We start from the raw sequence: 13360 nt of genomic DNA on the forward strand, positions 1-13360 counted from the left end.
GCTCAATCCAGCGTGCGCCGGAACCGGAACAGGGCGATGCCGGCATAGATGACGATGAAGAGGGCCAGGATGCCGGTCTCGAAGGCGATGGCCGGCAGGTCCGCCCCCTTCAGCATGACGGCGCGGATGATCCGCAGGAAATGGGTGAGCGGGAAGGTCTCGCCAAGCCACTGCGCCCAGTCCGGCATGCCGCGGAAGGGGAACATGAAGCCGGACAGAAGGAGGGACGGCAGGAAGAAGAAGAAGGTGAGCTGCATGGCCTGCATCTGCGTGCGGGCGATGGTCGAGATGGTGTAGCCGAGCAGCACCAGCGCCAGCACGAAAATCAGCACGGCGACGAGCAGAAGCATGACACTGCCGACGAAGGGGATGCCGAACAGAAGCTTCGACGCGCCGAGGATGACCGCCACCTGCACCGCACCGACCACCAGATAGGGCAGCACCTTGCCGAGCATGATCTCCAGAGGGCTCGCGGGCATGGCAAGCAGGTTCTCCATCGTGCCCCGCTCGCGCTCACGGGTCAGGGCGATGGAGGTCATCATGACCATGGTCATCTGCAGGATGACGCCGAGCAGGCCGGGCACGATGTTGTATTGCGAGATGCCCTCGGGATTATAGCGGCGGTGCACCACCACCTCCAGGCGGTCCTCCGGTTCGGCCTCCGACTGCGGGATGCCGCGTTCGCGCAGCAGCGCCTGCGAGGCCACCGTGCCCAGGGTGGAGATCGCCCCGGAGGCGACGGACGGGTCGGTCGCATCCGCCTCGATGAGGATCTGCGGGCGCTGTCCGCGGTCGACACGGCGCGCGAAATCCGACGGGATCGTGACGACGAACACCACAGCACCGGTGGCCATCAGCTCTTCCGCCTCCGCGGCACTGCCGACGACGTGGTCGAAGCGATAGTAGTTGGTGTTCTCCAGCGCCGAAACCATGGCGCGGCTGTAGTGGTCCTGGCTCAGCGTCACCAGGGCCGCCGGCAGGGCCTTGGGGTCGTTGTTGATGGCGTAGCCGAACAGCACGAGCTGCATCAGCGGCACGCCGAGCATCATGCCGAAGGTGATGCGGTCGCGCCGCATCTGGATGAACTCCTTGATGAGCAGTGCGCCGAGCCGGCTCAGGGAGAAGATACCGTTCATTGCATATTGTCCGTCGCGTTGGCCATGAACTGGATGAAGACGTCTTCCAGGCTGGTCTCGCCGCGCCGCACGGTGATGTCCTGGCGCTGTTCCAGGTCGGCGAGCGCCGCCTTCAGCGCCGCATCGTCCGAGCCCACGACATGCAGGCTGGAGCCGAAGGGCGCGACCTGCTCGATGCCCGGGCGGCGGCGCAGCTCGCTGGCCAGCCGCTCGAGCCTCGGCCCATCGACGAGATAGGTGAACAGGCCCGCATCGCGCACCACCTCGTCCACGGTGCCGCTGGCGAGCATCGTTCCGTAGGAGATGTAGGAGATGCGATGGCAACGCTCCGCCTCGTCCATGTAATGGGTGGACACCAGCACCGTCAGCCCGTCGGCGGCGAGCAGGTGGATCTCGTCCCAGAAATCGCGCCGCGCCTTCGGATCGACGCCGGCGGTGGGCTCGTCGAGCAGGAGCAGCTTCGGCTTGTGCATGATGCAGGCGGCGAGCGCCAGACGCTGCTTCCAGCCGCCCGAGAGCGTCCCGGCAAGCTGGTTGCGCCGCGAGGAGAGGCCGAGATCGGCGAGCGTGCGGTCGACATGCTCGCCGACCGGCTTCAGCTTGTAGAGCCGCGCCACGAAGGCGAGGTTCTCGGCGATGGTCAGGTCCTCGTAGAAGGAGAAACGCTGCGTCATGTAGCCGACCTCGCGCTTGATCATCAGGGCCTCAGTCCGAAGATCGAGGCCGAGCACCGTGCCGCTGCCCTCATCCGGGGTCAGCAGGCCGCACATGATGCGGATCGTCGTCGTCTTGCCGGACCCGTTGGGGCCGAGGAAGCCGACGATCTCGCCGGTCTTCACCGTCATCGAGACATCGTTGACGACGGTCTTGTCGCCGAAGCGCTTGACGAGGCCGTGGACGTCTATCGCATTCATTGCGGCTCCTTTCGGTGGCCGGATGCAAGGGTGAGCAGCGGAGAGAAGGCGCAATTGGGGACTTGCGCTCGCCTTGGGGACGGGAGCCGGGGCCGCTCCTGCTTCTACTGGCCGCTGCTCGCCATCGCATCCTCCGCCAATCTGACGTCGACGATCTGCCCCGGCTGCAGGCCGGCGGCATCGCCCTCGGGCCGAGCCTCGACCAGGTAGACGAGCTTCTGGCGCGTCTCGAGGGAATAGATCACCGGCGGGGTGAATTCCGGCTCCGGCGAGATGTAGGAGATCCGCGCCGTCAGCCCCGCCCGGCAGCCGTCGCAATTGACCGACAGCAGCGCACCGGGCTGCAGCGAGGAGAACGAGGCCTCCGGAACATAGACCTTCAGCCGCAAGGCCCCGTCGGACAGCAGCGAAACGACCGGCGCGGACGGCCCGGCGACATCGCCGGCGTTGCGGATGACATCGTCTATGCGGCCGGCGGCCGGCGCCCTGATGGCGCGCTCCGACAGGCGCCAACGCGCCTGCTCCAGCGCCGCCTGCATCTGGTCGCGGCGCTTGGCGGCGGCGTTGATCGCTTCGATACGCGCCGGCAGACGGGCGACCGCGAGGTTGGCCTTGGCCTGGCCGATGCGCGTCTCGGCCAGTTCCATCGCCGTCTGGGCCTTGTCGAGCTCGGCTCGCGTGGCGATGCCGCGCCCGAAGAGGTCCCGCGTGCGTGTGAGGACGCGGCCCGCCTCGGAGGCCTCCGCTTCGGCCGAGGCCAGCGTCGCCTCGAGCACGGCGATTTCCTCCGGGCGCTTCGCCTCCCTGAGATCGGCGAGCTGCGCCTCTGCCTCGGCAAGCGCGGCTTCGGCCTGCGTGACAGCGATCTCCGCGCCGGTGGGATCCAGCGTCGCCACCGTCGCGCCGGCCTCCACGCGCGCACCGCGCCGCACGGAGACCGAGCCGAGCTGCCCGACCTCGGTGGGCGCCAGCAACACATAATCGCCCTCCACATAGCCGACCGCCAGCGGGGCTTCGGGCGCACAGGCGCCGAACAGACCGGCGATCACCGGAATGGCACAAAACAGACTCATGACGTTCCCTTTCGAGCATCCCGCGCGGCAAGGATGGCGTGGAGGTTTCCAATGGCGACCGCGGAGATTGCCGAGGCATTGCCGCCGCCGATCTCGTCCCAGTCCATGCGTCGCCGCACCGCTTCGGCAGCGATGCGGAAATAGACGACCTGGCCGATGAGGGTGAACACGGTGAGCTTGGTCACGTCGCTCTCGGCCGGCTCGCCGGTCGCTGCCTCCCAGACCCCGCACAACCGCTTGTGGACCGGCGCGAAGATGCCGTCATAGATGCGGTCGAGCGCCACCGTCGGATGGGTGAGCTCGCGCAGCACGAACTTGACGATGAGGCCGGCCTCCGGCCTGGCGATGATGAATCCCGTCATCGTGTCGAGGACGCGTTCCAGCGTCGCGCGGGCCTCCTGCGCAGACAGGCCTCGGCTCCTCTCGATCCCGAGATCGAGGGCCGGGCCGGCGATCTCGCCGATCAGGGAGACGATGTGGTCGGCGCAGGCCGCGCGCAACCCCTCCTTGCCTCCGAAATGATAGGAGATGGAGCCGATATTGGCTTTCGCAGCCGTCGCGATCTCGCGCGTGGTGGTGCCTTCGAACCCCTTCTCGCCGAAGAGCTGCAGGCCTGCCTGCACCAGTGCAAGCCGAGTGTGCTCGGCCGATGTGAGCCGCATCTTTCCGCTCCGCATGGGGTCTTCACGAGATGTCATGATTTGCTTTTAATCAAGCGATTGAATAAAGTCAAGCGTAACAAATGTCCCGCGCAATGTGTCCGCAACCTGCGGCGCTGCCTGTGTCGGCAGACCGTTACGGAGGCGTTTTCACCGGCGGGCGAAATGCATTAGGGTCAGGACCAAAGTTTCGGGAACACCTCTTTGGAAGGCTGACGATGACGCCGGTAGGCGAAGGTACCAGCACGCTGCTCGATCGGGTCGGCCGCTTTCTGGCGCGTCGGCTGCAAAGCGAATCGTCGGGCTACGAGCCCTACACGCCTTCCGATCCCGATATCCTGCACCGCACCCTCCAGCCGGGCGACATTCTTCTCGTCGAAGGCAACCAGCGCATTTCGGCGGCGATCAAATACCTTACCCAGTCGACCTGGAGCCATTCCGCGCTCTATGTCGGCGATGCGCTGCCGGACCCGGAAGACGGCTCCGAGCGTCCACGGCTCATCGAAGTCGTTCTGGGGGATGGCTGCATCGCGGTGCCGCTGTCCAAATACCGCACCTACAACACTCGCATCTGCCGGCCGATCGGACTGACGCCCGATGACCGCACCGCTGTCGTGACCTTCATGGTCGACAAGATCGGGCTGCGATACGACATGCGCAACATATTCGATCTTCTGCGCTATTTCATGCCCACGCCGCCCGTGCCCGTTCGCTGGCGGCGGCGCATGATCGCCCTCGGCTCGGGCGATCCGACGCGCGCCATCTGCTCCTCGCTGATCGCCCAGGCCTTCCAGCAGGTGCGCTATCCGATCCTGCCCGAGATCATCAAGGCGCCGGGCCATGCCTCGGCGCAATCCACCTATTCGAAGCGCGAAATCCTGCACATCCGCCACCACACGCTGTTCACGCCGCGCGATTTCGACCTGTCACCCTATTTCGAGATCGTCAAACCGACGCTCGCCTACGGCTTCGACTACAAGCTGCTGAAATGGGCGCGCGACGAGACCTCTGCGGAAGCCGTGCCGCCCCAGGGGGAGACCTGATGGACCTTCACGCCGCGCTCGTGCTGCTGTTCTTCTGCTTCACCCTCTATTCGCTGGTCGCCCGGTGGCTGGAAACCTCGGTCCTGTCCGGGCCGATCCTCTTCACCGGCGTGGGATACGTCTTCTTCAGCCTCGACGCCGCATTGATCTCGCCGCTCGACAATTCAGTGGTGGAATTCCTGGCCACGGCGACGCTCGCCATCATCCTGTTCCGGGACGCGGCGAACATCCGCATCTCGAACGTGATGGCCGAACGGGCGACCGCGCTCCTTTCGGCGCGCCTCCTGTTCCTCGGCATCCCGCTGACCATCGTGGCCGGCACGCTTGCTGGGCTGGCCCTGTTTCCCGCCCTCGGCTTCTTCGGCGCGCTCGTGCTGGCGATCGTCCTGACGCCGACCGACGCGGCGCTGGCCCAGCCGGTCTTCGGCAATGACGGGCTGCCCGAGGTCGAGCGCGAGGCGCTCGATGTGGAGAGCGGGCTGAATGACGGCCTCTGCCTGCCCTTGCTGCTGATCGCGCTGGCGCTCGCGGCGGAGACGCGCGGCGGCGACGGGATGACCGGCCATGCCGCCTTCTTCCTCAAGCAGGTGGTGTTCGGCCCGCTCGGCGGTCTTGCGGTCGGCTACGCCGGCGCAGTCGCCGCGCGATACACATCCGCCCGCGGACTGTCCAACCCGGCCGGGCGCACGCCGATCATGGTGGCGCTGGCCGGGCTTGCCTACCTTGCCGCCGAACAGCTCGGCGGCAACGGGTTTCTCGCGGCCTTCTCGGCCGGGCTCGCCTTCGGCTGGCACCTTCCGGCGGACACGGTCGAGAAGGCCAGCAACTTCGCCAAGACCGAAGGCTCGATCCTGACGAATCTGACATTTCTGATCTTCGGGGCCGTGATGCTGCCCCGCGCGCTCGGATCCGACATAGGCCCGGCCGTTGTCTACGCCGCCCTCAGCCTGACGGTCGTGCGCATGGTGCCGGTCTTCCTGGCGATGCTCGGCACCGGAACCACTGTGAAGGCGCGGCTCTTTGCCGGCTGGTTCGGGCCGCGCGGGCTCGCCTCCGTCCTCTATCTCATCCTGGTGGTCGACCAGTCGGGCTTCACCGCCGCCGAGCCGGTGACGGACATCGCCGTCTTCACCATCCTGCTGTCCGTGATCCTGCATGGCGTCAGCGCGCCGTTCGCGCAACGCATGTTCTTCCCGGCGCGCGCCTGAACTGCAGGAGCCGCTCTATTCCATCGCCGCGGCCGGCGCTTCCGCCGGGGTGCGCTTCGGCATGCGAAGCAGCAACACCAGTGGCATGGCGGCCAGCGTGACGATCATCATCAGCTTGAAATCGTCGATGTAGGAGATCATCAGCGCCTGCTGGTTGACCAGCTGCTCGGCCATGGAGAGCGCAGTCGTGTTTCCCTGCGCGGCACCCGGAATGGACTGCAGCGCCGGATTGAACGGATTGATGTGGACCGCCAGCTCGGCGTGGTTGATCTGGGTGTTGCGGGTGAGCAGCACCGTGACCACGGAAATGCCGATGCTCGAGCCGATGTTTCGCGTCAGGCTGAAGAGGCTGGTTCCGTCGGTGCGGTATTTCGCATCGAGCGTGGCGAAGGCGATGGTCGAAAGCGGCACGAAGACCAGGCCGAGACCGAGCCCCTGCACGACCCCCGACAGTACGATCAGGTGATCGTCCATCTGCGGCGTGAAGCCGGTCATCATGTGCAGCGACCAGGCGGTCAGCGACAGGCCGACGACCACCAGAACCCGCGCGTCGATGAACCGCACGAGGCGGCCGACGAGAAGCATCGAGATCATCGTGCCCACGCCGCGCGGCGCCATGACCAGACCGGTGAGAATGGTCGAATGGTTGAACAGGCGCGCCAGCATGGGCGGCAGGAGCGCCAGGCTGGCCAAAAGGATGATGCCGACGATGAAGATGAACACCAGTCCGGTGACGAAGTTCCGGTCACCGAAGATGTGGGCGTCGATGAACGTGTCCCTGCTCGTCAACAGGTGGATGGTGAACACCCAGAAGCCGATGAGGCTGAGACCCAGCTCGATCCAGATCTCGGTGGCGGAGAACCAGTCGACTTCGGCGCCGCGGTCGAGCATTAGCTGAAGGGCGCCGACGCCGAGCGAAAGCATGGCGAAGCCGAAGAAATCGAAACCGCGCAGGCGCCGTGCGATGCGCGGCAGATAAGCCGCACAGCCGAGGAACGAGAGGATGCCGACGGGCAGGTTGATGAAGAACACCCAGCGCCAGTCCATGGTTTCGGTGAGCCAGCCGCCGAGCGTCGGGCCGATGATCGGTCCGACCATGATGCCGGCGCCCCACATGGCCATGGCGGAGCCGTGATTCTCCTTCGGGTTTATGTCGAGCAGGAAGGTTTGCGAGAGCGGCACGATCGCCGCGCCGAAGACGCCCTGGAAGAGGCGGAAGAGCACCATCGATTCCAGGCTCCACGCCACGCCGCAGAGCATGGAGAAGACCGTGAAGCCGACGACGCTGATCAGGAAGAATTCGCGGCGCCCGAGGCGATCCGACAACCATCCGGTCATCGGCGTCATGATGGCGGCGGCGACGATGTAGGAGGTCAGCACCCAGTTGATCGTGTCGGGCGAGGCGCCGAGGTCGCCCGTCATGGAGGGCAGCGCGACGTTGGCGATCGTCGTGTCGAGCACCTGCATGATCGTGGCGAGCATGATCGACAGGGTGATCAGCCCGCGATGCGGGACCGCCTCGTGCGCGGTGGCTGACGACATGATCCGTGTCCGTTCGTTGCGATGGGTTGTGCCGAGGGAAGCGGTTTCCCGGTCTTACTGCGCGGCCTTGGCTGTGCCGAAGAACCCCAGGCCGCGCGCCACCTCGGTGTCGACGGTGACCGTCGCGCTCATGCCGGTGCGCAGGAGGTCGGCGTCCTTGGCCTCGAGCTTGAGGCGCACCGGGATGCGCTGCGTGACCTTGACCCAGTTGCCTGTCGCATTCTGTGCCGGCAGGAGCGAAAATTCAGCGCCCGTGCCCGCACCGATGCTTTCCACCGTCGCTTCGACCGGGGCGTCGGGATAGGTGTCGAAGACGATTTCCGCTGTCTGGCCGGGCCGCATGTGGGTGAGCTGCGTTTCCTTGAAATTGGCTTCCACCCAGGTCTCGCCGGTTTCGACCAGCGAGAAGAGCGCGCTGCCGGCCCCCACGAACTGGCCGGTCTTGAAGGAGGATGCCTGCGAGACGATGCCGTCGGCCGGGGCCCGGACGGTGGTCTGACTGAGCGTATAGGCGGCCTTGTCGCGTTCGGCGAGGGCGGCCAGAACGCTCGGGTGCCTGTCGGTCTCGATATCGGCGTTCCCGCCCAGCGCTGCGAGCGCGCCGGCGGCCGCCTGCTGGGCGGCGATCTGGTTTTCACGGGCGCGGCGCAGGTCGCGCTCGGCCTCGTCCAAGGCAGACTTGGAACTGATGCCCTTGGTGGAAAGGTCCTTCTGCCGGGCCAGCTGGGCCTCCAGATAGGCGACCTCGCTCTCCGCCGAGCGCTGCTGCGCCACCGCCTGGCTGTAGCCCGTGCGGAGCTGCTCGACGCTCAGCCTTGCGGCGGCGAGCGAGGCATCGGCCTGCGCCAGCGCGATACGGTAGGGCTCGGGATCGATGCGGAACAGCACGTCGCCCTTCCTGACGAGCGTGTCGTTATTGACATTCGCCTCGATCACCCGGCCGGACGCCTCCGACGCGATGGTGACCTTGGCCTGCTGCAGATAGGCGTTCTCCGTTTCCTGATAGCGGCCACCGGTCACCCAGACATAGCCGCCGGCCGCCACCAGCGCCAACGGCAGGGCCAGCATCAGCCCGACGCGAAACCCCTTGCGCTTGGTGAGCGGGGCCTTCTGCGCGAGCTTCACAGGCTCGACCCCGCCATCGATTTCCGCCTTTGCATTCATCGCGATCAACCCTCTTTCGTGCTTCCGGAGACGGGGGCGCATTCGCCCGGCTGGCCGTCTCCCAGATTGTCAGCCATCTTCTGCAGCGACCGGACCAGCGCCAGTTGCTCTTCCTCGGGCATGCCGGCCAGCGCCTCGTCATAAACGGCGGCAGCGATTTCCTTAATGTCGCCGAAGGCCTCGCGGGCCTTGGGCGTCGCAAAAACCATGCGCACGCGCCTGTCGGTCCGCGCCAGGCGCCGCTCCACCCAGCCGCTCTCCGCCATCCGGTCGATCAGGCGGGAAACGCTGATCGGCTCGATCTCGAGGAGTTCGGCCAGTCGCGCCTGCGGAACCCCTTCTTCCTTCAGAAGGCGAAACAGCAGCCGCCATTGGGATACGGAAAGCCCGTGCTTGCTGCCCTTTTCGTGGAATCGCTTGCGCATGAGGCGCGCCACGTCGTGGATCAGGAAGCCCAGCTTGTCGACATTCGCGTTTTTCATGAGCGCCATATATTATAAGCATGCTTACTAATCAATGGCCCCGATAACATTTCAAGTCGGCACGTTTCCGCCCGCGGCACCGCAACCCCGCGCCGCTATTCGCTTGTCGAAGGATTTGCCGCCTGCTAGAGGCTGCCCCATGACCAAGACGCCCCTTTCCCATATCCGCAATTTCTCCATCGTCGCGCATATCGACCATGGCAAGTCGACGCTGGCCGACCGGTTGATCCAGATGACCGGGTCGCTGGAAGACCGCGAGATGAAGGAGCAGGTGCTCGATTCCATGGACATCGAGCGTGAGCGCGGCATCACCATCAAGGCGCAGACCGTGCGCCTGGAATACGATGCCAGGGACGGGCAGCATTATGTGCTGAACCTGATCGACACGCCCGGCCATGTGGACTTTGCCTATGAGGTGTCGCGTTCCCTCTCGGCCTGCGAGGGCTCGCTGCTGGTGGTCGACGCTTCGCAGGGCGTCGAGGCGCAGACGCTCGCCAATGTCTATCAGGCGATCGACAACGATCACGAGATCGTCACCGTCTTGAACAAGGTCGACCTGCCGGCCGCCGACACGGAGCGCGTGAAGGAGCAGATCGAGGAAGTGATCGGCCTCGACGCATCCGATGCGGTGCCGATCTCGGCGAAAACCGGCGAAGGCGTCGGCGAGGTGCTGGAGGCGATCGTGAATCGCCTGCCGGCACCGAAGGAAGGCGATCCTGACGCTCCGCTGAAAGCGCTGCTGGTCGACAGCTGGTACGACGCCTATCTGGGCGTCATCGTGCTGGTGCGCATCATCGACGGCAGGCTGAAGAAGGGCCAGACCATCCGGATGATGGGCACGGGCGCCAGATATCCGGTCGACCGCGTCGGCGTGATCACGCCGAAGATGCTGATGGTCGAGGACCTCGGCCCCGGCGAGATCGGCTTCATCACCGCCTCGATCAAGGAAGTGGCCGACACGCGCGTCGGCGATACGATCACCGAGGACAAGCGCCCGACCGCCGCCGCCCTGCCGGGCTTCAAGCCGGCGCAGCCGGTGGTGTTCTGCGGGCTGTTCCCGGTGGACGCGGCCGATTTCGAGGATCTGCGCGCCGCCATGGGCAAGCTGCGCCTCAACGACGCCAGCTTCTCCTTCGAGATGGAGACCTCGGCGGCGCTCGGTTTCGGCTTCCGTTGCGGCTTCCTCGGTCTCTTGCACCTCGAGATCATCCAGGAACGGCTGGAGCGGGAATTCGATCTCGATCTGATCGCCACGGCCCCGTCGGTGGTCTATCGCATGAACCTGACCTCCGGCGACGTTCTGGAACTGCACAATCCGGCCGACATGCCGGACGTGGTGCGCATCGCCTCCATCGAGGAGCCGTGGATCAAGGCGACGATCATGACGCCGGACGAATATCTCGGCGCCATCCTGAAGCTGTGCCAGGACCGCCGCGGTGTCCAGACCGACCTTTCCTATGTCGGCAAGCGCGCGCTGGTGACCTACGAGCTTCCGCTCAACGAGGTGGTGTTCGATTTCTACGACCGGCTGAAGTCCATTTCCAAGGGCTATGCCAGCTTCGACTACGCGCTGACCGGCTATCGCGAAGGCGATCTGGTGAAGATGTCGATCCTGGTCAACGAGGAACCGGTCGATGCCCTGTCCATGCTGGTGCACCGCCAGGCGGCGGAGAAGCGCGGCCGGGCCATGTGCGAAAAGCTCAAGGAGCTGATCCCCCGGCACATGTTCAAGATCCCGATCCAGGCGGCCATCGGCGGCAAGGTGATCGCCCGCGAGACCATTTCGGCGATGCGCAAGGACGTGACCGCAAAATGCTACGGCGGCGATGTGACCCGCAAGAGGAAGCTGCTCGAGAAGCAGAAAGAGGGCAAGAAGCGCATGCGCCAGTTCGGCAAGGTGGAGATTCCACAGGAAGCCTTCATCCAGGCCCTGAAGATGGGCGACTGAGGCGACGCTTCCGCCTGGTGTCCTGCCCCATCCAAACCGATTGGTTTGGATGGGATAAGCAGGCCACTCAAGTCTTTGAATCTAGGGCAACTTTGCCTCACTTGAAACGACTGCAAGGCAGTCGTTTCAAGTGAGGCGTTGCACTGGTCGGCGTGAAGCGTCGTCCTCAGCGGTCCCTTGTCAGATGGGCGGAATGCTCGGGCCGGCAACGGGTGGGACGCTGCCAGTGACTGGAGGTCCCACCCTGGACGCCGCTTGTTGCGGGCTGCCCCGTCCACCCGTGTCGAACGGCGCCGTCCAGAAATCCTGGAGCGAGGGAGCTGTGATACGGCGCGGTTTCATGCCGTTATCCTCCCTCCTCCGGTCAGCGAGCCTTCAGCTTGAAGCCGCCGCACTCGACGATCTGCTTGCCGGACATCTGATAGGCCGAGTCCCAATGGACCTGGACCTGCTTCGGACAGCCCGCGTAGCTTTCATTGACGATCGCGACCGTGCCTTCGAGCGTGTTGGTCATGATCTTCACCAGCTTCAGCCCCTTGGTGCTGTTGATGGTACAGACCACGTTGTTGGGGATGGAACAGTTCATCGTCGGGCCCGCCGCCTTCTGCGGAGCGAGGGCAAGCTGTCCGGCAACGCTGGCGGTCGACAGACCTGACAGCGAGAGCATGGTCAGCGAAGCAACGGCGATCGCGATGCGGCGGGTGGTGAAAGAAGGGGTCATTTCGTATCTCCAGTTGGGTTTCAAAAAGCCGGGCTCATCGGCCCGATAGCCTTCAGTCGCCGCGAACTGGAAACAGGTTCAAAAAAAATTTCGGGGCCCCGAAAAAACTTTCGGGTGAAGCTTATCCCGGCTGTCCGAGATCCGGATTGCGATGATAGCCCGGACCGATGGTCAGCGGTTTGTCCGGCACGACCCGATCGCTGATCTGGCTCGCATAGGTCTGCTCGGCGTTCCAAAGCAGCGTCTTCTTCTCGCGATCATAGACCCGGATCGCCACATGGTACGGCTTCTTCGCCTCGACGCCGCGCACCGGCGGGGTGCGCAGGGCGTAGCGGTCCGTCATGGTGCTGACCCGCTCGGAAACCACGAGCGGCGCGCCGCCGGCGGGATCTTCGAAGGTCGCCTCGATGATCGATCCGCTGGCGAGCGGACGGACCACCTGAGCGGTGAAACCGTAAAACACCTCGCCCTGACGATAATTGAACATGAAGCCGCCGCCGAGGATCTTCAGATAGGGATCACCCGCCGGGTCGTCCCGCCAGTACCATCCGAAGGCGAACAGGACCGCGCAAAGCGTCAGCGCGCCCAGAACGATGGATTTGAGCGACAGCATTTTCATTCCGCATCCTCCATCTTCACGATCCGTGACGTGCGGCATAGCGGCGGGCCTTGGCGGTGCCGCCACAGTGATCCATGCTGCACCAGCGGCGCGAGGCGTTTCGCGTTTCGTCGAAGAACAGCCAGCCGCAGCCGTCCGGCCCCGGACATTCCTTGAGGCGCCGCAGATCGTCTCCGGTGAGCATCGCGCCGGCCGATAGGGCAACGGCATGAAGCGGCGCCATGAGATCGAGCCTTGCCGCATCCCATCGCCAGCCGAAGCCGCGTTCCGTTTCGACCAGGATTTGTCTTTGGCGTGCGGCCCGCAAGACCTCGTCGAGCGCTGCGAGTTCAGCCGCGGGCGCCTGGGCACCGTCGATCAGCGCCCGGAAGAGCCCATACAGCGTGTCGCGCAAGCCCAGCGCACGGGCATGCGCTTCGGCGGCGCGGACAGGGTGATCCGCACTTTCCTTCTCGAGATGAGCGATGAGGGAGGGCTCGAACAGCGATGTCTGTCTGCACCAGCCAAGAACGGCCGCCCAATCGGGCAGATAATCCCGCGTGGCGGGGCGCGAGCGGCTGTTCACCGTGTTGACGAAATCGAGACACAGCCGGCCGCCGAAGAAAAAAGGAACGGGCCAAGCCCGGCCGCCGGTTTCACTCATCGTGCACCTCCTTGACTAACCAGCTAAACTGGTTTTGCTGGTTAGTCAAGGATCGCGAGCCTCACTTCTGGCCGCGAGCGCATCGTGCTTGTGTGGCGTCCGGCACAGTACAGGACACTGTATCGCTCGCCACGCCGGTTGCTGCTGGCACGGGTCGTCTCGGCCGGAGCGGGGTTCTGGCGGTCAGGCATGGATCCTCGGGCTCCGA

The 13360-nt window shown here is 65.1% G+C and carries 13 protein-coding genes; 3 read left to right on the top strand and 10 right to left on the bottom strand.

All coding sequences use genetic code 11. The features are described 5' to 3' along the window. Nucleotides 1–2: 2 nt before the first annotated feature. From NUU27_RS09395 to NUU27_RS09410, 4 genes are all read right to left on the bottom strand, one after another. Nucleotides 3–1136, bottom strand: a complete 1134-nt coding sequence (locus NUU27_RS09395; protein ID WP_257761836.1) for an ABC transporter permease — start codon at nt 1134–1136, stop codon at nt 3–5. Further along, nucleotides 1133–2050 (bottom strand): ABC transporter ATP-binding protein, encoded by a 918-nt coding sequence (locus NUU27_RS09400; protein WP_257761837.1) that lies wholly within the window; start codon nt 2048–2050, stop codon nt 1133–1135. Before NUU27_RS09400 ends, NUU27_RS09395 begins: the two co-directional genes overlap by 4 nt. A gap of 104 nt (nt 2051–2154) precedes the next feature. Next, nucleotides 2155–3123: an HlyD family secretion protein gene (locus NUU27_RS09405; protein WP_257761838.1), complete on the bottom strand. Its 969-nt coding sequence runs from the start codon at nt 3121–3123 to the stop codon at nt 2155–2157. Then, complete coding sequence (locus NUU27_RS09410) at nt 3120–3785, bottom strand: CerR family C-terminal domain-containing protein (protein ID WP_257761839.1); 666 nt, start codon at nt 3783–3785, stop codon at nt 3120–3122. The genes NUU27_RS09405 and NUU27_RS09410 overlap by 4 nt, the downstream gene beginning before the upstream one ends. Nucleotides 3786–4000: 215 nt before the next feature. Here NUU27_RS09410 and NUU27_RS09415 point away from each other — a divergent pair, with 215 nt between their 5' ends. Both NUU27_RS09415 and NUU27_RS09420 read left to right on the top strand, forming a co-directional pair. Then, nucleotides 4001–4825: a lipo-like protein gene (locus NUU27_RS09415; RefSeq protein WP_257761840.1), complete on the top strand. Its 825-nt coding sequence runs from the start codon at nt 4001–4003 to the stop codon at nt 4823–4825. Then, a complete protein-coding gene (locus NUU27_RS09420; protein ID WP_257761841.1) occupies nt 4825–6033 on the top strand; it encodes a cation:proton antiporter in 1209 nt (402 codons plus the stop codon). Before NUU27_RS09415 ends, NUU27_RS09420 begins: the two co-directional genes overlap by 1 nt. Nucleotides 6034–6048: 15 nt before the next feature. Here NUU27_RS09420 and NUU27_RS09425 read toward each other — a convergent pair whose 3' ends face one another. The 3 genes from NUU27_RS09425 to NUU27_RS09435 are packed head-to-tail and all read right to left on the bottom strand — an operon-like array spanning nt 6049 to nt 9230. Continuing rightward, the gene (locus NUU27_RS09425) at nt 6049–7575 is read right to left on the bottom strand and encodes a DHA2 family efflux MFS transporter permease subunit (RefSeq protein ID WP_257761842.1); all 1527 of its coding nucleotides are present in this window, start codon (nt 7573–7575) and stop codon (nt 6049–6051) included. A gap of 54 nt (nt 7576–7629) precedes the next feature. Beyond that, nucleotides 7630–8739 carry an HlyD family secretion protein gene (locus tag NUU27_RS09430; protein WP_257761843.1) on the bottom strand — a complete coding sequence of 370 codons (1110 nt, stop codon included), beginning with the start codon at nt 8737–8739 and terminating at the stop codon, nt 7630–7632. A gap of 5 nt (nt 8740–8744) precedes the next feature. Then, the gene (locus NUU27_RS09435) at nt 8745–9230 is read right to left on the bottom strand and encodes a MarR family winged helix-turn-helix transcriptional regulator (RefSeq protein WP_257761844.1); all 486 of its coding nucleotides are present in this window, start codon (nt 9228–9230) and stop codon (nt 8745–8747) included. Between the two features lie 130 nt (nt 9231–9360). Between NUU27_RS09435 and lepA the strand changes: the two genes are divergently transcribed. Beyond that, a complete protein-coding gene (lepA, locus tag NUU27_RS09440) occupies nt 9361–11169 on the top strand; it encodes a translation elongation factor 4 (RefSeq protein WP_257761845.1) in 1809 nt (602 codons plus the stop codon). A gap of 364 nt (nt 11170–11533) precedes the next feature. Here the strand turns inward: lepA and NUU27_RS09445 are convergent, their stop codons facing one another. The 3 genes from NUU27_RS09445 to NUU27_RS09455 all read right to left on the bottom strand — a co-directional run bounded on the left by NUU27_RS09445 (nt 11534) and on the right by NUU27_RS09455 (nt 13152). Beyond that, on the bottom strand, nt 11534–11890 hold the full coding sequence (locus NUU27_RS09445; RefSeq protein WP_257761846.1) for a hypothetical protein: 357 nt from the start codon (nt 11888–11890) through the stop codon (nt 11534–11536). Nucleotides 11891–12011: 121 nt separating this feature from the next. Next, the gene (locus NUU27_RS09450; protein ID WP_257761847.1) at nt 12012–12509 is read right to left on the bottom strand and encodes a hypothetical protein; all 498 of its coding nucleotides are present in this window, start codon (nt 12507–12509) and stop codon (nt 12012–12014) included. Between the two features lie 16 nt (nt 12510–12525). Further along, nucleotides 12526–13152 carry an ABATE domain-containing protein gene (locus NUU27_RS09455; RefSeq protein WP_257761848.1) on the bottom strand — a complete coding sequence of 209 codons (627 nt, stop codon included), beginning with the start codon at nt 13150–13152 and terminating at the stop codon, nt 12526–12528. Nucleotides 13153–13360: the final 208 nt, after the last annotated feature.

The organism is Nitratireductor sp. ZSWI3 (assembly GCF_024655565.1).
Lineage (GTDB): Bacteria > Pseudomonadota > Alphaproteobacteria > Rhizobiales > Rhizobiaceae > Nitratireductor.